Origin of the sequence: Mycobacterium ahvazicum (genome assembly GCF_900176255.2) — a bacterium.
GTDB lineage: Bacteria > Actinomycetota > Actinomycetes > Mycobacteriales > Mycobacteriaceae > Mycobacterium > Mycobacterium ahvazicum.
The window spans coordinates 271231-291427 of sequence record NZ_FXEG02000003.1; the positions used below are offsets into that span (position 1 = coordinate 271231).

Annotated in this window: 15 protein-coding genes and 1 riboswitch; of the genes, 6 read left to right on the forward strand and 9 right to left on the reverse strand. The window is 67.2% G+C overall.

What is annotated here, in order from left to right; genetic code table 11:
• Positions 1-29 precede the first annotated feature (29 nt).
• Positions 30-127, forward strand: a riboswitch (glycine riboswitch).
• Between the two features lie 154 nt (positions 128-281).
• Entirely contained in the window at positions 282-3107 is a 2826-nt protein-coding gene (gene gcvP / locus MAAFP003_RS13890) for an aminomethyl-transferring glycine dehydrogenase (RefSeq protein ID WP_096287764.1), read from the forward strand.
• Positions 3108-3319: 212 nt separating this feature from the next.
• Entirely contained in the window at positions 3320-4591 is a 1272-nt protein-coding gene (locus MAAFP003_RS13895; protein ID WP_096287766.1) for an HNH endonuclease, read from the forward strand.
• 12 nt (positions 4592-4603) lie between these two features.
• Here MAAFP003_RS13895 and MAAFP003_RS13900 read toward each other — a convergent pair whose 3' ends face one another.
• From MAAFP003_RS13900 to MAAFP003_RS13940, 9 genes are all read right to left on the reverse strand, one after another.
• Complete coding sequence (locus tag MAAFP003_RS13900; protein ID WP_096287768.1) at positions 4604-5476, reverse strand: haloalkane dehalogenase; 873 nt, start codon at positions 5474-5476, stop codon at positions 4604-4606.
• A 50-nt stretch (positions 5477-5526) separates the two neighbouring features.
• Positions 5527-7623 (reverse strand): substrate-binding domain-containing protein, encoded by a 2097-nt coding sequence (locus MAAFP003_RS13905; protein ID WP_243394031.1) that lies wholly within the window; start codon positions 7621-7623, stop codon positions 5527-5529.
• Positions 7624-7676: 53 nt separating this feature from the next.
• Positions 7677-9863, reverse strand: a complete 2187-nt coding sequence (locus MAAFP003_RS13910) for a malate synthase G (protein ID WP_096287772.1) — start codon at positions 9861-9863, stop codon at positions 7677-7679.
• Between the two features lie 224 nt (positions 9864-10087).
• A complete protein-coding gene (locus MAAFP003_RS13915; protein ID WP_096287774.1) occupies positions 10088-11128 on the reverse strand; it encodes a hemolysin family protein in 1041 nt (346 codons plus the stop codon).
• Positions 11125-12492, reverse strand: a complete 1368-nt coding sequence (locus MAAFP003_RS13920; RefSeq protein WP_096287776.1) for a hemolysin family protein — start codon at positions 12490-12492, stop codon at positions 11125-11127. Before MAAFP003_RS13920 ends, MAAFP003_RS13915 begins: the two co-directional genes overlap by 4 nt.
• Positions 12493-12634: 142 nt before the next feature.
• Positions 12635-14071, reverse strand: coding sequence for a GuaB1 family IMP dehydrogenase-related protein (locus MAAFP003_RS13925; protein ID WP_096291145.1), 1437 nt, complete (start codon positions 14069-14071; stop codon positions 12635-12637).
• A 26-nt stretch (positions 14072-14097) separates the two neighbouring features.
• On the reverse strand, positions 14098-15576 hold the full coding sequence (gndA, locus tag MAAFP003_RS13930; RefSeq protein WP_423790898.1) for an NADP-dependent phosphogluconate dehydrogenase: 1479 nt from the start codon (positions 15574-15576) through the stop codon (positions 14098-14100).
• Positions 15577-15677: 101 nt separating this feature from the next.
• Entirely contained in the window at positions 15678-16628 is a 951-nt protein-coding gene (locus tag MAAFP003_RS13935) for a M56 family metallopeptidase (protein ID WP_096287778.1), read from the reverse strand.
• 38 nt (positions 16629-16666) lie between these two features.
• The gene (locus tag MAAFP003_RS13940) at positions 16667-17059 is read right to left on the reverse strand and encodes a BlaI/MecI/CopY family transcriptional regulator (protein WP_096287780.1); all 393 of its coding nucleotides are present in this window, start codon (positions 17057-17059) and stop codon (positions 16667-16669) included.
• A 335-nt stretch (positions 17060-17394) separates the two neighbouring features.
• Between MAAFP003_RS13940 and MAAFP003_RS13945 the strand changes: the two genes are divergently transcribed.
• From MAAFP003_RS13945 to MAAFP003_RS13960, 4 genes are read left to right on the forward strand one after another with little or no spacing between them, the layout of a single operon-like run.
• Positions 17395-17817, forward strand: a complete 423-nt coding sequence (locus tag MAAFP003_RS13945) for a PaaI family thioesterase (protein WP_096287782.1) — start codon at positions 17395-17397, stop codon at positions 17815-17817.
• Positions 17818-17865: 48 nt separating this feature from the next.
• Positions 17866-18168, forward strand: a complete 303-nt coding sequence (locus MAAFP003_RS13950; RefSeq protein WP_096287784.1) for an urease subunit gamma — start codon at positions 17866-17868, stop codon at positions 18166-18168.
• Complete coding sequence (locus MAAFP003_RS13955; RefSeq protein ID WP_096287786.1) at positions 18165-18476, forward strand: urease subunit beta; 312 nt, start codon at positions 18165-18167, stop codon at positions 18474-18476. Before MAAFP003_RS13950 ends, MAAFP003_RS13955 begins: the two co-directional genes overlap by 4 nt.
• Positions 18476-20197, forward strand: a complete 1722-nt coding sequence (locus MAAFP003_RS13960) for an urease subunit alpha (protein WP_096287788.1) — start codon at positions 18476-18478, stop codon at positions 20195-20197. The genes MAAFP003_RS13955 and MAAFP003_RS13960 overlap by 1 nt, the downstream gene beginning before the upstream one ends.

Genomic DNA, 20197 nt, shown 5'->3' on the forward strand with positions numbered 1-20197 from the left:
GTCACTCACGGGTAAACTGGGCGTTGCATCACGCCCGCGCGGGAGAGTTCTGTGGCAGCCAGCCATGGACGCCGAAGGAGCAACACCTCTCCGTCAACCTCTCAGGCACCCGGACCGCGTCAAGGTGACGATGCCTCTGGAAAGCGGTGCCGCCTCGAGCGGCACCCGCCGATGGGGAAAGGCGCTTGGGGGGACTACGCGCCGAATCTCTCAGGCGCCCATGACTGGGTAAGGACAGAGGGAGAGGGCCGATAGTCCCTCTGCCGACGTCAGGAGTACCCGTGCTCGACCAATCCAGTTTCGCCGACCGTCATATCGGACCGGATAGCCAGGCCATCGAGGCCATGCTCGACGTGATCGGGGTCGGCTCGCTCGACGAGCTGGCGGCCAAGGCCGTACCGGCCGGCATCCTCGACAAACTCTCCGACAGCGGCCTCGCACCGGGTCTGAGCGCACTGCCGCCTGCCGCCGGCGAGGCCGAGGCGCTGGCCGAATTACGGGCGCTGGCCGACACCAATACGGTCGCGGTGTCGATGATCGGGCAGGGCTATTACGACACGCTCACCCCGCCGGTGTTGCTGCGCAACATCATGGAGAATCCCGCCTGGTACACGGCCTACACGCCGTACCAGCCCGAGATCAGCCAGGGCCGGCTGGAAGCGCTGCTGAACTTCCAGACCATGGTCGCCGATCTGACCGGGCTCGAGATCGCCAACGCCTCGATGCTCGACGAAGGGACCGCGGCCGCCGAGGCCATGACCCTGATGCACCGGGCATCGCGTGCCAAGACCAGCCGGCTGGCCGTCGACGCCGACGTCTTCGCGCAGACCGCGGCCGTGCTGACCACTCGCGCTGAACCGTTGGGGATCGAGATCGTCCCCGCTGACCTGCGTGACGGCCTGCCAGCCGGTGACTTCTTCGGTGTCATCACCCAACTGCCCGGCGCCAGCGGCCGGATCACTGATTGGTCCGCGCTGGTCGCCGACGCGCACGAGCGGGGCGCGCTGGTCGCGATCGGCGCCGACCTGCTGGCGTGTACATTGATTACCCCGCCGGGCGAGATCGGTGCGGATGTCGCGTTCGGTAGCACCCAAAGATTCGGTGTGCCAATGGGATTCGGCGGCCCGCACGCCGGGTATCTGGCGGTGCACACCGCACACGCGCGTCAGCTGCCGGGCCGACTGGTCGGCGTCTCGGTCGACAGCGACGGTTCACCGGCCTACCGCCTGGCGTTGCAGACCCGCGAACAACACATCCGCCGCGATAAGGCGACCAGCAACATCTGTACCGCGCAGGTGCTGCTGGCCGTGATGGCCGCGATGTACGCCAGCTACCACGGCGCCGACGGCCTGACCGCCATTGCCCGCCGAGTCCACGGCCGCGCCCAATCCGTCGCTGCCGCGCTCGGTGAGGCGCTGGTGCACGAGAGGTACTTCGACACGGTGCTGGCCCGCGTGCCGGGACGCGCGGACGAAGTGCTGGCCAAGGCCAAGGCCAGGGGCGTCAATCTCTGGCGCGTCGACGCCGACCATGTGTCGGTGTCCTGCGACGAGGCCACCACCGACGCCCACGTGGCGACGGTCCTGGACGCGTTCGGGGTGGCACCCGCCGAACCATCCGGGGCCGACATCGCCACCCGCACATCGGAATTCCTCACCCATCCCGCTTTCACGCAGTACCACACCGAGACGGCGATGATGCGCTACCTGCGCAGCCTGGCGGACAAGGACATCGCCTTGGACCGCAGCATGATTCCGCTCGGCTCGTGCACGATGAAGCTCAATGCCGCCGCCGAGATGGAGTCGATCACCTGGCCGGAATTTTCCCGGCTACACCCGTTCGCTCCGGCGGCCGACACCCCGGGCATCCGCCGGCTGATCAGCGACCTGGAGACCTGGCTGGTGCACATCACCGGCTACGACGCGGTCTCGCTGCAGCCGAACGCTGGGTCGCAGGGCGAGTACGCCGGCCTGTTGGCGATCCACGACTATCACGCCAGCCGCGGCGAACCGCACCGCGACGTATGCCTGATTCCGTCCAGCGCGCACGGCACCAACGCGGCGTCGGCCGCCCTGGCCGGCATGCGGGTGGTCGTGGTGGGTTGCCACGACAACGGTGACGTGAACCTCGACGATCTGCGCGCCAAGGTCGGCGAACATGCCGACCGGCTCGCAGCGCTGATGATCACCTACCCGTCCACGCACGGGGTGTACGAGCATGACATCGCCGAGATCTGCGCGGCGGTGCACGACGCCGGCGGCCAGGTGTACGTCGACGGGGCCAACCTCAACGCGCTGGTCGGCCTGGCCCGGCCGGGCAAGTTCGGCGGCGACGTGAGCCACCTGAACCTGCACAAGACGTTCTGCATCCCGCACGGTGGCGGTGGCCCCGGTGTGGGTCCGGTCGCCGCGCGTGCGCATCTGGCCCCGTTCCTGCCGGGCCATCCGCACGCACCCGAACTGCCCGCGGGGCACTCAGTGTCGTCAGCGCCGTACGGATCGGCCTCGATCCTGCCGATCAGCTGGGCCTACATCCGGATGATGGGCGCCGACGGACTGCGGGCGGCATCGCTGACCGCGATTGCCTCGGCCAACTACATCGCCCGCCGGCTCGACGAGTACTTCCCGGTGCTCTACACCGGCGAGAACGGCATGGTCGCCCACGAATGCATCCTGGATCTGCGCGGCATCACCAAGGCCACCGGCGTGACCGTCGACGACGTGGCAAAGCGGTTGGCGGACTATGGTTTTCACGCGCCGACCATGAGCTTCCCGGTCTCCGGCACGCTGATGGTGGAACCCACCGAGAGCGAGGACCTCAACGAGATCGACGCATTCTGCGACGCCATGATCGCCATCCGCGGTGAGATCGATCGCGTCGGCTCGGGGGAGTGGTCCGCCGACGACAATCCGCTGCGGGGCGCGCCGCACACCGCCGAGTGCCTGCTGGTCTCCGACTGGGATCACCCGTACACGCGCGAGGAGGCCGCCTACCCGCTGGGCAAGGGCTTCCGGCCGAAGGTCTGGCCGCCGGTGCGCCGCATCGACGGCGCCTACGGGGACCGCAACCTCATGTGCTCCTGCCCACCGATCGAGACGTACGAGTAAAGCACCCTACCTGCAAGCGGGCCTGAGCCGCGGCGCGACGTTTCCGGAGCTGATGGAGCTCGTGGACGGTTGCGTGCGCTTGTCGCGCGAACGGGCAGCGCTCAAGTACGAGTTGTCCAGCCCGTTCGGCCGGCCTCGGCAGCAACGCGGCGCCTAGTTGTGATGTCACCTAGTCCGCGGCTGTGTCGGTGGGTCGTCCTATACTCGAACGCATGTTCGATAGACTTGCCATCGATCCGTTGGCCGACCAATCGGCGCTGATCGAGCGCATCGCGGAGCTGGAAAGAATTAAATCCGCCGCCGCGGCGGCCCAGGCCCGGGCTGCGGCCGCCCTCGACGCGGCGCGCCGGGCAACCGAAGCGGCCCTCGGAATGCCCGCGGCGCAGCGTGGGCGCGGGGTGGCCAGCGAGATCGCACTCGCGCGACGGGACTCGCCGGCCCGGGGCAGCCGACATCTTGGCCTCGCCAAAGCCCTCGTGCACGAGATGCCTCATACTCTCGCGGCGCTCGAAGGCGGCGCGCTCTCGGAGTGGCGGGCCACCCTGATCGTGCGCGAGAGCGCGTGCCTGGACGTCGAAGACCGTCGCACCCTGGATGCCGAACTGTGCGCGGACGTGGCCGGCCTGGACGGAATGGGCGATGCGCGAGTGGCCGCCGCCGCCAAGGCGATCGCCTATCGACTGGACCCCCACGCCGTGGTCGAACGAGCCGCCAGGGCCGAGAACGAACGCACCGTCACCATCCGGCCGGCCCCCGACACGATGACCTATCTGACCGCGTTATTGCCGGTGGCCCAAGGGGTTTCGGTGTATGCGGCGCTGCGCCGCGAAGCTGACATGCGCGTGGACGGACGCTCGCGGGGACAAGTGATGGCCGACACCCTCGTCGGACGGGTCACCGGGCGTGACGCGGCGGTTCCGATGCCGATAGCGGTCAACCTCGTCCTCTCGGACGAAACGCTGCTCGGCGATGGCACCACACCGGCCGACGTCGGCGGCTACGGCCCCATTCCGGCCGCGGTCGCCCGCGCACTGGTCTCTGACGCCGTCGCCGACGGGCGGTCCCGGGCGACGCTGCGGAGGCTCTACGCTCATCCTCGCTCCGGCGCGCTGGTCGCGATGGAGTCGCGGGCGCGGCTCTTCCCGCGCGGTCTGGCCAGCTTCATCGAGTTGCGCGATCAACGTTGTCGCACGCCCTATTGCGATGCGCCGATCCGGCATCGCGACCATGCGCAACCATGGGCCGCGAGCGGAGCGACCACCGCGGCCAACGGTCTCGGCTCGTGCGAACGGTGCAACTACGCCAAGGAAGCCGGCGGCTGGCGGGTCACCACCGGTATCGACGAGACCCACACCCACACGGCCGAATTCACCACACCAACGGGACAGACCTACCGGTCAGCGGCCCCACCGCGGGCACCCACGATCACCCTCAGCGCCATCGAAGTGCGCGTCGGTATCGCACTGGCTAGGCATGCCGCCTAGGTTCAACACAGTTCAGCCGAAGCATTTGATGATTGCCGAGGCGATCTCGTCGGGCGCATCCTCCTGGATGAAGTGCTTGGCTGTGGGCAGCTCCACCAGCATGTGATCGGGGAACGTCGCCCGCATCCTCGGAATGGTCGGACCAGGCCGGAACGCGAAGTCTTTCATGCCCCACAGCAGCAGGGTCGGCTTGGCGCCGAGCTTGGCCGGGACCTCGCGGCTCAACCGTTCCAGCAGCGGGTGGGCGGCCAACAATTCTTTGGGCATCTCGGCCACCCCCAAGCGTGCGGCCGGGCTGGGCTGCACGCCGCGGTAGTGGTCCATCACCGCGGTTGCGGGCCGTTGCGCCGTGCCCGCGGGGATCAACCGCTCGACGAAGAAGTTGCGCTGCAGGATCGCTTTTTGCAGTGGGGGGCTGGACATCACACGCGAGAAGATCTTGGTCGTCAGCACGTCGACCGGCCAGAACCAGGTGTTGCCCAGCACGACACCGCGCACCCGCTCGGCGCGCTGGACCGCGACCGCCATGCTGATCGGTCCGCCCCAGTCCTGACCCATCGTCAGATAGCCGTCCAGTCCCAGATGGTCCACGAACTCGCCGATCACCTGGGCATGCTGATCGACCTTATACCCGAATCCGGCCGGGCGATCCGACAGCCCGAACCCCAGATAGTCCGGTGCGATGCAACGGAATTGGCCACGAAGAGCCGTGATGATGTCACGGTAAAGGAAACTCCACGTCGGGTTACCGTGACACAGCAGCAGCGGCGGGCCGGTTCCTTCGTCGACGTAGTGAATGCGGCCCCGCGAGCTGTCGAACCAGCGCGACTCGAAAGGATACAGCCGTGGATCCGGGGTGAAATCCGGTTTGAACTCCTGCTCCATGACCCTCCCTGCTCCATCGATGTTCACGATGGTAGGCCCGCGATAGGGCGTCAGCTCAGGAATGTGCCGATCGCGTTGGTCAGGTCGGGGGAGGCCGACGTCGCCATGTTCTGATAGCTGCCACCGCTGAGCTGGGCGACCGCTTCCCAAGTGGCGCGGTCCGGGTCCGCACCGAAGTCGATGACGTTGACGGCGATCGGCTTGGCCGGGTCAGCGCTGGTGCGGATGAAATTCTGCAGTCCCGGCCCGTCGAGGGACTGGTCGGTATGCGGCCCCGCCGTGATCAGCAGAATCGAATTCGATTGTCCAGCTCGGTAGTTGGTCTGCATATCCTGGTAGAGCATGCGCAGCGTGGTGAATGACACCGCCCCGCCGGCCGAGGAATACTGCTTGTCCAGCGCCGCCGCCAACGCCGCCGGGCGGGGCTGGCCGTTGACCGGGTCGGACAGCGGTCCCGTCGCGACCTCCGAGCGGCCCTCGTGGCCGTCGAACGTCCACAGTCCCAGTATCGCCGTCGGTGGTAGCGCTTTGATCCGGTCCTGCAGCGCCGCGATCACGTTGGCCAGCCGGGTTTTTCCGCCTTCGTCGCCGGGCATCGACTGGTCCAGCATGATCGTCGCCGCCAGCCCGCTCGTCGGTGCGGCCATCGCATCGGCCAGCGTGGCGCGCATGGTGTCGTCGCCCACCGACAGGGTGGCAGGCAGTGCGGCGAAACTGGTCACCGGACTGCTCGGCGGTTTCACGCCGTTCACGCGGAAGCCGGCCTTGGCCAGCTTCGCGAGTTGATCGGGCTTGCGCATGAAGTGGGCGAACTCGCTGGCCGCCGAGGTCTGTTCCTTCGACAGCCACGAGCCGCTGAGCAGCACCGTGGGATAGTCGGCGACCGGCGCCGGCCCCTGCGGCAGCCAGGAAGCCAATGTGTTCTTGGCGTCCGACAGCGATTCGCCGCGCTGGAACAGCTGCTGCTCGGTGGTGATGACGGCATGCACCGGAGCGGTAGCCGGGTCACCCTGCTTCAGCAGTGCGTTCATCGCCTCGGTGAGCGAGTTGTCGGCCAATTTGGGTTGGGCGCTCGTCAACGAGCGCACGGCGGCCGTGCCCTGCGTGGGCGGTGCGCCGGGAGGTGCCGACGCCGCAGCCACTGCTTCACCCGCCAGATAGGACGCGTCGCTGTTGCCACTCGTCGGCAACGCCAGTCGCAACGATCCCCACGCCGGTAACTTCAGTCCCGCCAACGCGTTTGGATTTGTCTGCAGGCCGGGCAGGGCGGCCCAGTTCTGGTTGGACAGCGCCTGCTGCAGTTCGGGCCGAACGGCTAGCAGCACCGGAGACGTCACCAGCGAGCGGCTGTCGCTGATCGTCTTCTGGCCAGCGGCCGCGGCTAGCCGGGCGGCCGACACCGAACTGCCCGGGATCCACAGTGCCGGTTGGGAACCCAAATCCGCCGGCCACTTGCCGATGAAGCCGGCGATGACGGCGTCGGAGCCGGCCGGTTTGACCTCCACCACCATGCAGTGGTCACCGACCGGGCCGGCCGAGGAGTTGTAGCTTTCCGCGAACGGCCGCACCTGGTCGACGATCGATGGATCGACAACGACGGCAACGTTTTCCTTGCCTCCCACGCACCGTGCGGCCGCGTTGTGCGAGCGATGCGACAACGCGTCGCCGAAGAAACTCCACAGGATGACGGTGCCGACCACCACGATCACCGCGACCAGGGCCACGATCACGCCGATGCTGACTCCCCGTCGCCCGCCGGCGCTGCGGTGCCCGCCACGCCAATCGCCCAGGACGCGGCCCTGCTTCGGTTCCTCCGGCCCGGCACTGGCTGGCCGAGAAGGGAACTCAGGATATTCGTCGTCGATGCGATCGGCGGCGTAGTGATCTTTGTCGGCGGGGAAATCCTCGTCGGCTTGGTCGTCGTCTTGGTAGTTCTCGTCGTCCGCGAAGTGCGCTTCGCCGTGCTCGTCCCGGTCGGCGTCGTCGTCCGGGTAGTCGTAGTCGTCCTCGTCCTCGCCGGAGTTCCGTGGGCCCGGCTTGTCCCGTTCCTCTTGGTAGCGAGACACCAGGTCACGGGCGGTGAACTTGGTCGTGGACTCGTCGGAAGGCTCGTCGGCCGACTTCCCGGGCATGCTGTGCCTACCCATTGCGGCGACCGCTGCCTCTCCGTCGAATCGTCATCTGTCCCGGTGAGCCCGAATCAGGCACCGGCGCGGGCTTTGAGCTCACGCCGTCGCCGATGCAGGATCGGCTCGGTGTAGCCGCTGGGCTGTTGCGCACCGGACAGGATTAGTTCCTGGGCGGCCAAGAACGCGATGCTGTCGTCGAAGTTGGGCGCCATCGGGTGGTAGGCGGCGTCGCCGGCGTTCTGCTGGTCGACCAGCGGGGCCATCCGCTCCAGGCTGGCGCGGACGTCTTCGCTGGTAATGATGCCGTGGCGCAGCCAGTTCGCCAGCAGCTGGCTGGAGATCCGCAGCGTGGCGCGGTCCTCCATCAGGGCCACGTCGTGGATGTCGGGCACCTTCGAGCAGCCGACGCCCTCGTCGACCCAGCGCACCACGTAGCCCAGGATCGACTGGCAGTTGTTGTCGACTTCCTCGCGGATCTCCTCGGGTGCCCAGGCCAGTTCCTTGGCCAGCGGGATGGTCAGCAACTCGTCGATCGTCGTGCGCTTCTTGCCCTCGAGCTCCTTCTGCACGGCGAACACGTCCACCTGGTGGTAGTGCATCGCGTGCAGAGTGGCCGCCGTCGGCGAAGGCACCCACGCGGTGGTGGCGCCCGCCTTCGGCTGGGCGATCTTCTGCTCGACCATGTCGGCCATCAGCTCGGTCATCGCCCACATGCCCTTGCCGATCTGGGCCTTGCCGGAGAATCCGGCGGCCAGCCCGATGTCGACGTTGGCGTCCTCGTAGGCCTTGATCCAGGTGGTGTTCTTCATCGCACCCTTGCGGATCATCGGACCGGCCTCCATCGAGGTGTGGATCTCGTCGCCGGTGCGGTCCAGGAAGCCGGTGTTGATGAACACCACCCGGTCGGCGGCCGCTTTGATGCAGGCCTTGAGGTTGACGGTGGTGCGGCGTTCCTCGTCCATGATGCCGACCTTCATCGTGCCCTGCGGCAGGCCCAGCACGTCCTCGACCCGGCTGAATAGCTCGCAGGTGAACGCCACCTCGGCGGGGCCGTGCATCTTCGGCTTGACGATGTAGATCGAACCGGTGCGGCTGTTGGTCAGCGGGCCGTTGGTGTCGCCGGTCTTGAGGCCATGGATCGCGGTCAGACCGGTGAACAGCGCATCCATGATGCCCTCGAACACCTCGTTACCCTCGGCGTCGATAATCGCGTCGTTGGTCATCAAGTGCCCGACGTTGCGGACGAACAGCAGGCTGCGCCCGGGCAGGGTCAGCTCGCCGCCGTCCGGGGTGGCGTAGGTGCGGTCGGCGTTGAGCACGCGGGTGAAGCTCTTGCCGTCCTTGCTGACCTCTTCGGACAGGTCGCCCTTGTTCAGGCCGAGCCAATTGCGGTAGCCCAGCACCTTGTCGTCGGCGTCGACGGCGGCCACCGAGTCCTCGAAGTCCATGATCGTGGTGATGGCCGATTCCAGGACCACGTCCTTGATGCCGGCCGCGTCGGTCTGACCGATCGGCGACTCGGGGTCGATCAGGATTTCGATGTGCAGCCCGTGATTGACCAGCAGCACCGACCAATTGGGGGAGCCGAGCTCGCCGCTGTACCCGACGAATTTCTCCGGGTCGGCCAGCTCGGTGGCCTGCGCACCGAGCGCGATCTTCAGCTGGCCGTCTTCGATGCTCAGGCCGGTGGCGTCCACCCACGAGCCCGACGCCAGCGGCGCCGCCTGGTCGAGGAAATTGCGGGCGTAGGCGATCACCTTGTCGCCGCGAATCCTGTTGTAGCTGCTGCCTTTTTCGGCGCCGTCGCTCTCCGGGATGACGTCGGTGCCGTACAGGGCGTCATACAGGGAGCCCCAGCGCGCGTTGGCCGCGTTCAGCGCGAAACGCGCGTTGAGCACCGGCACCACCAGCTGCGGGCCGGCGGTCGTGGTGATTTCGTCGTCCACCCCGGACGTGGTGATCGTAAAGTCGTCGGGTTCGGGCTGCAGGTATCCGATGTCGGTGAGGAACTGGCGGTAGGCCTCGGCGTCGAGCGGCTCGATGACGCGCTGCCGGTGCCACTTGTCGATCTGCGCCTGGAGTTCGTCGCGGGTATTCAGCAAACTCTGGTTCTGCGGGGTGAGATCGGTGACCACCTTGTCGACGCCGGCCCAGAAGCTGTCGGGGTCGATGTCGGTGCCGGGCAGCGCCTCGTTGTTCACGAAGTCGTAGAGCACTCGGGCGACGCGCAAATTCCCCGCCGACACGCGGTCAGTCATTTTTCTCCTCCATAGTTGCCTGATTGGTCCCACTCGACTCCCGACTGGCCCCAACTAGCTAGGTCACGGTGCGGTTGACGGGCTTCGCCGTAGGCTTCCCGACGGGCCCTGGGGAGCGCCTTCTGGCAACGCGTGTTCCCGCCGCACCCTGCCCTCGCCCCTTCTTGGACTGGCGCCGTTCAATCATACGGGCTGGACGGGACCCCCTTTGGTGGGCGGCGGCTTCAGTGCGCCTCGCGCATGCTGCCGACCAGGTCCTCCATCAGGTCCTCCATCGCCACCATGGCCACGACGCCGCGGCCGTCGGTCACCAGCGCCAGATGGCTGTTGGTGCGACGCATCCGCGACAGGGCATCGGCCAGCGGCAACGTGATGCTCACCCGCGGTAGCGGGCGCACCAGCGAGAGGTCGATGACCGTCTGCGGGTCATCGCCCAGTGGCAACATGTCTTTGATGTGCAGGTACCCGATGAATCTGCCGTCGGCGGCCGCAACCGGGAAGCGGGAGTAGCCGGTCTCCGCCAGGGCACTTTCGACGTCGCCGACCGTCGGCCCGGACCCCGGCGCCGCGACCGGCACCGCCCGGACCTCCTCGAGCGGGACGGCCACGTCGCCCACCACGCGACTGCCGATCTGCAGTGCCCGGGTCAGCCGGGTGTGCTCCTCGGGGTCCAGCAGGCCTTCGGACACCGATTCGGCGATCATCGCGCTCAGCTCGTCCGGGGACACCGTGATGTCGAGCTCATCCTTGGGTTCCACGCGCAGCAGATGCAGGACCGCGTTGGCGCATTTGTTGTAGAAGACGATGAACGGCCGGGCGACGCGTACGTAAGCGAGATACGGCGGCACCAGCAGCATCGCGGTGCGCTCCGGGCCGGCCAGTGCGATGTTCTTCGGCACCATCTCGCCCAACAGCACGTGCAGTGTCACCACCAGCGCGAGCGCGATCACGAACGACAACGTGTGTCGCAATGCCAGGGGAATCCCGGTCAACCCGAAAGCCGAATGCAGCAGGTTGGCGACCGCTGACTCACCGATGCGGCCAAGCAGCAGCGAGGCCACCGTGACGCCCAGCTGCGATCCCGCCAGCATCGAGGCCAGTTGCTCACTGGCGCGGATCACCGTTACCGCCCGCTTCTTGCCCTGTTCGGCCAGCGCTTCCAGCCGGTCGCGCCGGGCCGAGATCAGCGAGAACTCCGCGCCGACGAAGAACGCGTTGGTGGCGATCAGCAGGAGCGCCACCAGCACTCCGAGCGTGTCGTTCATCGCCGGCCCTGCTCGGCGTGTGTTTCGCTGCGGCTGCTCAGCTCGGTCAGCACGACCTGGTCAATCCGCCGGCCATCCATCCGGATCACGGTCGCCTGCCAGCGGATTTCGCTGTCCAACAAGCCATCCCCGTCGAGCGCGGTCAGCTCGACGGTCTCGCCGACCACCGGGATGTGGCCGAGTTGGCGCAGCACCAGGCCGCCGATCGTTTCGTACGGACCATCCGGAGCCCGGTACCCGGTGGCGGCGGCCACCTCGTCGGTGCGCAGCAAACCCGAAACCTGCCAGCCGTTGCCGGCGGCCACGACATCCGGTGTGGCGTCGTCGTGTTCGTCGCGCACGTCGCCGACGATCTCTTCGATCAGGTCCTCGACCGTCACGATCCCCGCGGTGCCGCCGTATTCGTCGACGACCATCGCGGTCTGCAGCGGGTTGGCCCGGATCTCGGCCATCACCGCGTCACCGTCCAGGGTCGACGGCACCACCGGCACTGTCTGCACGAGCGTGGTCAGCAGCGTCGAGGCGCGCTCGGCGGGCGGGACATTGAACACCTGCTTGACGTGCACGATGCCCACGGTTTCGTCGAGATCGCCGTCGACGATGGGGAAGCGGGAGAACCCGGATTCGGCCGCGGTGGCAATCAGGTCCCGGACGGTGTCGTCGGTCTGCAGCGCCACGATCTTCGACCGCGGCGTCATCAGCTCCTCGGCGGTCCGGGCGCCGAACTGCAGCGACCGCCGGACCAGCGCGGCGGTGGCGGGATCCAGGGCTCCGGCGCGAGCCGAGCTACGCACCAGCGAGAGCAATTCCTGCGGTGAGCGCGCCGACCGCAGTTCTTCGGCCGGCTCGATACCCATCTTGCGGACGATCCAGTTCGCCGCGCCGTTGGTAAGCCGGATCACCGGAGTGAACAGCAGCGAGAACATCAGCTGGAAACCGGCGACGGCGCGCCCGGTCGACAGCGGCCGAGCCACTGCCAGATACTTCGGGACCAGCTCGCCGAAGACCATCGACACCGAGGTGACGATCACCATCACCATGAACGCGGTGATGCCGTCGGCCAGCTGATCCGACACGCCGAGGGCGTCCAACCACGGGTGCGGCAGGTCGGCGACCATCGGATCGGTCAAATAACCGGTCACCAGCGTGGTGATCGAAATGCCGAGCTGGGCACCCGAGAGCTGGAAAGACAGCCGGTCCTGGGCGCGCTGAATGTAGCGGTCGCGCCGACCGCCCTTGCGGGCGTTGGCGTCGACCGTGGCGCGGTCCAGCGCGGTCAGCGAGAATTCGGCCGCCACGAAGACCGCGTTGCCGAAGATGAGCAGCGCGATGGCGAGCACGCTGATGACGATTGTGAGGTTCATGTCTGAGCTATCGCACCTGGGTCAGCATGGGGGTTCGACGGGTGCCTGCGGCACGTCATCCCTTTCGCTTGATGCCTCGCAGCACGCTGCTACGGGCGTGCAGATCTAGAAATTCACATGGTAGCGAAGACAGCTGGCCCGATTACCACCCCAGCGGCAGCGGGTGGCCCTCGGCGAAGCCCGCGGCCGACTGAACCCCGACGACGGCTTGCTCATGCAGCTCCGCCAGGTTCGTGGCACCGACATAGGTGCAGGTGCTGCGCAGGCCCGAGGTGATGTGGTCGATCAGGTCCTCGACGCCGCCACGGTCGGGGTCCAGGCTCATCCTCGACCGCGAAATGCCTTCCTCGAACAACGCTTTGCGGGCACGGTCGAACGCGCTGTCCGCGGCGTTGCGCGCCACCACCGCGCGCTTGGACGCCATGCCGTAGCTCTCCTTGTACGGCTGGTTGTCACGGTCGCGCATCAGGTCGCCGGGCGACTCGTAGGTGCCGGCGAACCACGACCCGATCATGACGTTCGACGCTCCCGCGACCAGCGCCAGCGCGACGTCACGCGGATGCCGTATCCCGCCGTCGGCCCACACATGTCCGCCGAGTTCCCTTGCAGCAGTGGCACATTCGAGGACGGCAGAGAACTGCGGGCGCCCGACACCGGTCATCATCCGGGTGGTGCACATCGCGCCGGGCCCGACGCCGACCTTGACGATGCCGGCTCCGGCGCTCAGCAGGTCACGAGTGCCCTCCGCGGACACGACGTTGCCGGCCGCCAGCGGCAGGCCCAGGTCCAGCGACGCCACGCAGCTGATCGCGTCAAGCATCCGGTGCTGGTGCCCGTGCGCGGTGTCGATGACGAGCATGTCGACGCCGGCTTCGGCCAGCGAACGGGCTTTGGCTCCCACGTCACCGCTGATGCCGACCGCCGCGCCGACGCGCAGCCGGCCCACGGCGTCGGTACTGGGGGTATAGAGACCGGCACGCACCGCCCCCGTACGAGTCAGGATCCCCGCGAGTTTGCCGTCCGCGGTGGTGATGACGGCGACCTCGATCGGCGCGTGATCCAGCAGGTCGAAAATCTTGCGCGGCTCGGTGCCCAGCGGGGCGCTGACGAAGTCGGACACCGCAACGTCGCGCACCCGGGCGAAACGATCCACGCCGAAGCAGGACGCCTCGGTGACCAGGCCGATGGGGCGGCCCTCGAAGAGCACCACCGCGGCGCCGTGCGCCCGCTTGTGGATCAGCGCGAGCGCATCGGACACCGAATCGTCGGGGGACAGCACGACCGGGGTGTCGAGCACCAGGTCCCGGCTCTTCACGAACTCCACGGTCCGCTGAACCGCCGTGATCGGAAGATCCTGCGGCAGGATCACGATGCCCCCGCGCCGCGCGACCGTTTCGGCCATCCGCCGCCCGGCCACCGCCGTCATGTTCGCGACGACCACCGGGATCGTGGTGCCGGAGCCGTCACTGCTGGACAGGTCGACATCGAACCGCGACGCGATATCGGACCGGTTCGGCACGATGAACACGTCGTTATAGGTCAGGTCGTAGCCGGGCCGGTCGCCGTTCAGATACTTCATCGCACTCGCCCCCTGGTATGTCTCCGCTACGCCGGCACTTCGGTGCGGTCGCCGCTCCACAGCGTGTGGAAGCGCTTGTCCGGGTCGTCGTCGATGCGCCCGTAGGTGTGGGCGCCGAAGAAGTCACGCAGGCCCTGGGTCAGGGCGGCGGGCAGCCGCTCGGTGCGCAGGGCGTCGTAATACGACAGCGCCGAGGCGAACCCGGGGATCGGAATGCCCAGCTGCGTGGCGGTCACCACGACGCGGCGCCAGCTGTCGATTGAAGCCTCGATGGCTTCGCGGAAGTAGGGCGCGACGATCAGCGACGGCAGGTCGGCGTTCTCGTCGAAGGCTTCTTTGATGCGGTTGAGAAATTTGGCCCGGATGATGCAGCCGCCTCGCCAGATGGTGGCCATGTCGCCGGGGGTGATGTTCCAGTCGTACTCGATGCTGCCGGCCTGGATCTGGTTGAAGCCCTGGGCGTAGGCGATGATCTTCGAGGCGTACAGCGCGCGACGTACGTCTTCTGTGAATTGCGTTGCGTCTTCACCTTCCGGGCTGATTCGCCGTCCCAGATCCCCGGAGGCCAGTCCGGTGGTGGCCTTGCGCTGGGCCACCGAACCCGACAGTGCCCTGGCGAAGACCGCCTCGGCGATACCGGTGACCGGCACGCCGAGGTCAAGCGCGGACTTCACCGTCCAGCGACCGGTGCCCTTCTGTTCGGCCTCGTCCAGGATCAGATCCACCAGCGGCTTGCCGGTCTTGGCATCGGTCTGTTTGAGCACCTCGGCGGTGATCTCGATGAGATAGCTGTCCAGGTCGCCGGAGTTCCACTCGGCGAAGACGTCGGCGATCTCGGGTGCGGACTTGCCCAGTCCGTCGCGCAGCAGCTGGTAGGCCTCGCCGATCAACTGCATGTCGGAGTACTCGATGCCGTTGTGCACCATCTTCACGAAGTGCCCGGCGCCGTCGGGTCCGATGTGAGTGCAGCACGGCACGCCGTCCACGTGCGCGGAGATCTCCTCGAGCAGCGGGCCCAGCGACTTGTATGACTCGGCCGGCCCGCCGGGCATGATCGACGGCCCGTTGAGCGCGCCTTCTTCACCGCCGGAGATGCCGGCGCCGACGAAGTGCAGCCCGCGTTCGCGGATCGCCTTCTCCCGGCGGATGGTGTCGGTGTAGAGGGCGTTGCCGCCGTCGATGATGATGTCGCCTTCTTCCATGGCGTCGGCGAGCTCGTTGATCACCGCGTCGGTCGGGTCGCCGGCCTTGACCATGATGATCACCCGACGCGGCTTCTCGAGCGCGTCCAGGAACTCTTCGATCGTCTCCGAGCGCACGAACTTGCCCTCGTCGCCGTGCTCGGCGAGCAGTGCGTCGGTCTTGGCGATCGATCGGTTGTGCAGCGCCACGGTGTAGCCGTGGTGGGCGAAGTTGCGGGCGAGATTCGAGCCCATGACCGCCAGCCCGGTGACGCCGATCTGCGCGGTACCAGTCTTCGAATCCTTGGAGTCCAAGGCACTCATGTCTTCGCCTCTCAGGTTGGAGAACTTTTTGCTACACGGTTTCCGTCACACTGTGGCACAGCGGAGTTGCGGTCCGCCAAAGGGATTCGCTGTGGGCTGCGCTAGAGGTTGAACAGTCGCTTGAGCTCGGTGAGCCAGGGCACCGCGAGTGCGATGGTGGGCACCACCAGAACGGCCGCCGCGGCCAGGTACGCGGCCGCCGAAAGCACCACGCTGTTGCCCCGCCCGGACAACCGGCGGACCCGCACCACGGTGCTGGGACCACCAGCGGCCAGCGCCCCCGACGGCGCCCGCCCGGCTGCGCAGGCCACCAGTGCGCGGGCCAGGGGAGTGCGCCCGGCCGCACGCACCGCGGCGTCGTCGGCGAGCAGCTCGACCAGCAGCTGCACCGCGCCCAGCGCATTGGAACTGCGGACCAGCCGCGGGAACGCCGCATGCACCGCGGTGAACGCTTCCAGCACCAGGTCGTGCCGGGCACGCAGATGCGCCCGCTCATGGGTCAAAATGGCCGAGACTTCGTCGTTGTTGAGCTTGGTGAGTGTTCCTTCGCTGACGACGACCCGGCTGCGGACGCCCGGTAAGCAGTAGGCCAGCGGTTCGTCCACCTCCAGCACGCGCAGGTCGCGGGTGCGGGCACAGGGTTGGGAAAGGGCCGCGTCGTGCCCGACCCCCACCAGGTCGACCAGCATTCGGTGGTGCGCCCGCCGGCGCCGGTTGGCGATGGCGACCCGTAGGACGGCCACCACCAGACGCACACCGACCAGCACGGTCAGCGCGAAGGCCGCGATGTAGGCCGTCCACAGGGGCCAACCGAGCCGCCCCGCGGCGCCGACGACGCTGGCCGTGGGACGGCCGTCGGGGCCCGGCATCAGAATGCGGGTGGCAATCGCGATACCGGCGCTGAACGTGGAGAGCACGGCGGCCACGGCGATGGCCTGCCACAGCACCATCGCCGCACGCGGGGCGCGCAGTGGCCAGGACGCGCGCGCTAACAGGGCTGGCGTTGGGCCAATCAGCAGCACCGCGAGGAAGGTGAAGGCCATCGCGGACACATCACTAGTGTCCCTCAGGCCGCCGGTCTAGCGCCAGCTCATGGCGTATTGCGTTGATTTGCTTCCAGTTCGGCAAGGGCACGGCGCAGCGCTTCGGCCTCATCAGCGCCGACGCGCTCGACAAAATGCACGAGCGCGGCCTGCCTGCCGCCCGGGTCTTCGGCCTGCGACAGGGCATCCACCATCAGCCCGGCGACCAGTTCGTCACGGCCGTGCACGGGTGCGTAGCGATGCGCCCGGTCATCACGGATCTGGGAGACCAGGTTCTTCTTGGCCAGCCGCTGCAGCACGGTCATCACCGTGGTGTAGGCGAGGTCGCGGCGCGCGGACAGGGCTTCATGCACCTGACGGACCGTCTGCGGTTCGGGTGTGGACCACAGGTGGTCCATCACTGCGCGTTCCAGGTCCCCTAGCCGTGTCAGCTTGGCCATAGTTCGTTCATCTCCATCAGCGTTGAAACAAGCGTACTCCGGCTTACTACCGGCGGTCGTAAAGACCGCCGGGCTATTCGTTATGCGACCACGGCTACACGTGTACCCGGCCGGCACGGTTTACAGCCTACCTCTTGCAAAGTTAGGGCAGCCTTGCCTATACTCAAGGAGGTCGAGCGCAACAGACCGCCGGAGTGTCCTGAGGGCTGCAGTGACCCCCGGTCGTACTCGATCGGCGAGCCCCGTGCCTTTGCGCACGGGGCTCGCCTGTTCTTTGCCGCCACTTCACGACCGACCGTGATCACCGGATTCGGCGATGGTGTAGACAACAGAGCGTGTCAACGTCACCAGACGCGGTGATCCCGCCCGATTTCACCGCACCATTCGATACCGAGCTGGGCCTGCGATTTACCGAGCTCGGCCCGGACGGTGCCCGCGCCGAGCTCGAGGTCACACCGAAACTGCTGCAGCCGATGGGCCTGGTCCACGGCGGTGTGTACTGCTCGATGGTGGAGAGCATGGCCAGCGTGTCGGCCTATACGTGGCTCGCCACCCAGGGCGGCGGCGAGGTCGTTGGCGTGAACAACAACACGGACTTCCTGCGTTCGATCGGCTCGGGAACCGTCTACGGCGTCACCGAGCCGATTCACCGGGGCCGGCGCCAGCAGCTGTGGTTGGTTACCATCACCGACGACAATCAGAAGGTCGTCGCCCGCGGTCAGGTGCGACTGCAGAATCTCGAGCCCCGCGAAGGCTGATCAGGCGTCACAGGCTTCCCCAAGGCCGGCATGGCAGGATGACAGACCATGCGCCTGACGCCGCACGAACAGGAGCGATTGCTCTTGTCCTACGCCGCCGAATTGGCTCGCCGTCGTCGGGCCCGGGGCTTGCGATTGAACCATCCGGAGGCGGTCGCGATCATCAGCGACCACCTTCTCGAAGGTGCCCGTGACGGCCGCTCGGTTGCCGAACTGATGGCCAGTGGCTGCGATGTGCTCGCCCGCGACGATGTGATGGAGGGGGTGCCGGAAATGCTGGCTGACGTGCAGGTCGAAGCAACGTTCCCGGACGGCACGAAGCTGGTCACCGTACACCACCCGATAGCATGATTCCCGGCGAAATCCTCTACGGCAGCGGCGATATCGAGATCAACGCGGGAGCTCCGCTGCGTGAGATGGAGATCCTCAACACCGGGGACCGCCCGGTTCAGGTGGGCAGCCACGTCCACCTTCCGCAAGCCAACTCGGCACTGTCGTTCGATCGCGCCGCTGCCTACGGGCACCGGCTCGCCGTACCCGCTGCCACCGCAGTGCGCTTCGAACCCGGTGTGCCCCAACATGTTCAGTTGTTGCCATTACGGGGGAGTCGCGAAGTGTATGGGCTGAGCCTGAACCCGCCCGGGCGGCTGGATAGCTGATGCCACACCTGTCCCGAGAGCAGTACGCCCAGCTGTACGGCCCCACCACCGGCGACCGAATCCGGCTGGCGGACACCGATTTACTGGTCGAGATCACCGAAGACCGCAGCGGTGGACCGGGACTGGCCGGCGACGAGGCAGTGTTCGGCGGCGGCAAGGTACTGCGCGAGTCGATGGGCCAGGGGAGGACGTCTCGCGGCGAGGGCGCACCCGACACGGTGATCACCGGCGCTGTGATTATCGACCATTGGGGAATCATCAAGGCCGACATCGGTATTCGTGACGGTCGAATCGTCGCACTTGGCAAAGCCGGCAACCCCGACACCATGACGGGCGTTCATCCGGATTTGGTGGTCGGGCCCAGCACCGAAGTCATCGGCGGCAACGGCCGCATCGTCACCGCAGGCGCCGTCGACTGCCATGTGCATCTGATCTGCCCGCAGCTGATGTCGGAGGCGCTGGGCACCGGGATCACGACGGTTATCGGCGGTGGCACCGGTCCCGCCGAGGGGAGCAAGGCCACCACCGTGACACCGGGCTCGTGGCATTTGGCCCGGATGCTTGAGGCGCTCGACGGCTGGCCGGTGAACTTCGCACTGTTAGGCAAAGGGAACACCGTCAGCAGCGAGGGGCTGTGGGAGCAATTGCGCGGTGGCGCTTCAGGTTTCAAGCTGCACGAGGATTGGGGGTCGACGCCGGCCGCCATCGACGCCTGCCTGACCGTCGCCGCAGCGGCCGGGGTGCAGGTGGCGTTGCACACCGACACGCTCAACGAGATGGGTTTCGTCGAAGACACACTGGCCGCAATCGCGGGACGTTCGATCCATACGTATCACACCGAGGGTGCCGGCGGTGGCCACGCTCCCGACATCATCCGGGTTGCCGGCCAGCCGAATGTGCTGCCCAGTTCCACCAACCCGACCCGCCCGCACACGGTGAACACCCTCGACGAGCATCTGGACATGTTGATGGTCTGCCATCACCTCAACCCTCAGGTGCCCGAGGATCTGGCGTTCGCAGAGAGCAGGATTCGGCCGTCGACGATGGCGGCCGAAGATTTGCTACACGACATCGGCGCGATCTCGATGATCGGAAGTGACTCGCAGGCGATGGGCCGCATCGGGGAAGTGGTGCTACGCACCTGGCAGACTGCGCACGTGATGAAGCGCCGGCGCGGAGCACTACCCGGTGACGGTGCCGCGGACAACACGCGGGTGCGACGCTACATCGCCAAATACACCATCTGTCCAGCCATCGCGCACGGGCTCGATGGCGAGATCGGCTCGGTGCAAGTGGGCAAGCTGGCCGACCTGGTGCTGTGGGAGCCGGAATTCTTCGGGGTACGCCCGCACGCGGTGCTCAAGGGCGGCATGATCGCTTGGGCGGCAATGGGTGACGCCAACGCGTCAATCCCGACCCCGCAACCCGTATTGCCGCGTCCGATGTTCGGCGCCGCGCCGGCAGCGGCCGCGGCCACGTCCGTGCACTTCGTGGCGCCGCAGGCCATCGAGGCCGGCCTGGCCGACAATCTCGCGGTAAACCGGCCATTGGTCCCGGTCTGCAGTACCACCGGGCTGGGCAAGGCTTCGTTGCCGCTCAACGACGCGCTGCCTGACATACAAGTGGATCCGGACACGTTCACCGTGCGTATCGACGGCGAGGTCTGGCAAGAACAGCCAGCCGCCGAACTGCCAATGGCGCAACGTTATTTCCTGTTCTGA

Excerpts from the sequence above, each read along its gene's own strand:
- MAAFP003_RS13955 (WP_096287786.1), top strand. The coding sequence starts at position 18,165 with ATGATTCCCGGCGAAATCCTCTACGGCAGCGGCGATATCGAGATCAAC.
- MAAFP003_RS13910 (WP_096287772.1), bottom strand. The coding sequence starts at position 9,863 with ATGACTGACCGCGTGTCGGCGGGGAATTTGCGCGTCGCCCGAGTGCTC.
- MAAFP003_RS13940 (WP_096287780.1), bottom strand. The coding sequence starts at position 17,059 with ATGGCCAAGCTGACACGGCTAGGGGACCTGGAACGCGCAGTGATGGAC.
- MAAFP003_RS13960 (WP_096287788.1), top strand. The coding sequence starts at position 18,476 with ATGCCACACCTGTCCCGAGAGCAGTACGCCCAGCTGTACGGCCCCACC.
- MAAFP003_RS13925 (WP_096291145.1), bottom strand. The coding sequence starts at position 14,071 with ATGAAGTATCTGAACGGCGACCGGCCCGGCTACGACCTGACCTATAAC.
- MAAFP003_RS13920 (WP_096287776.1), bottom strand. The coding sequence starts at position 12,492 with ATGAACCTCACAATCGTCATCAGCGTGCTCGCCATCGCGCTGCTCATC.
- MAAFP003_RS13895 (WP_096287766.1), top strand. The coding sequence starts at position 3,320 with ATGTTCGATAGACTTGCCATCGATCCGTTGGCCGACCAATCGGCGCTG.
- MAAFP003_RS13900 (WP_096287768.1), bottom strand. The coding sequence starts at position 5,476 with ATGGAGCAGGAGTTCAAACCGGATTTCACCCCGGATCCACGGCTGTAT.
- MAAFP003_RS13905 (WP_243394031.1), bottom strand. The coding sequence starts at position 7,623 with ATGGGTAGGCACAGCATGCCCGGGAAGTCGGCCGACGAGCCTTCCGAC.
- MAAFP003_RS13915 (WP_096287774.1), bottom strand. The coding sequence starts at position 11,128 with ATGAACGACACGCTCGGAGTGCTGGTGGCGCTCCTGCTGATCGCCACC.
- gndA (WP_423790898.1), bottom strand. The coding sequence starts at position 15,576 with ATGAGTGCCTTGGACTCCAAGGATTCGAAGACTGGTACCGCGCAGATC.
- MAAFP003_RS13950 (WP_096287784.1), top strand. The coding sequence starts at position 17,866 with ATGCGCCTGACGCCGCACGAACAGGAGCGATTGCTCTTGTCCTACGCC.